The 508-nt window shown below is 55.3% G+C and carries 2 protein-coding genes; both read right to left on the reverse strand.

The window, feature by feature from the left end:
- Positions 1-11: 11 nt before the first annotated feature.
- Positions 12-308 carry a hypothetical protein gene (locus AC1RO3_RS08510; protein ID WP_289859507.1) on the reverse strand — a complete coding sequence of 99 codons (297 nt, stop codon included), beginning with the start codon at positions 306-308 and terminating at the stop codon, positions 12-14.
- On the reverse strand, positions 305-508 hold a 204-nt coding region (locus AC1RO3_RS08515), incomplete at its 5' end, for a hypothetical protein (RefSeq protein ID WP_481764004.1). The genes AC1RO3_RS08515 and AC1RO3_RS08510, both read right to left, overlap by 4 nt.

Consider the following 508-nt stretch of genomic DNA (forward strand, 5'->3'; position numbering starts at 1 on the left):
GGTGTAGCTGCTCATTGGTTTTCAGCGACATGCGCATCGTAGCGGTCGAACAGATCACGCAGGTAATTGCGATGCAGCAACAGTGTGATGAAAAACGGTTCCGTAAGCTCCGCGTACTGCTCATCGTCACGGCCGTCAAGCCAATCGACAGTAGCACCTGCGTCAAACACATCCGATGCGAACGCACTGCGCTTCTCGTCGATGTGGCCCAGCTCGATGGAACAGCTGTCAACTGCATTCTCGTAGTCCAAGCACGTTTGCTGATCATCGAACTGGGTGCCGTCGTTTGCTGCGTAAATCACTTTCATCGCTTCTTCCTCCGGGTGCCGTATGCACCAGAAAATTGTTGATGGAACGTCTTTTGCTTAACTTCTTGATCGACTCTGCGTACCACGAAAGCCATGCGGATTGAATCGTTCAGCGCGGTCTTGACCGAGAGGCGTGGTCCTAGGGCCGTGCGCGCAGTTGCGCGTGCCACACCCACATCGCCACCCCCCACGATGCCCCT

This window comes from Dellaglioa sp. CoH-57-MRSF-19 (assembly GCF_056781975.1).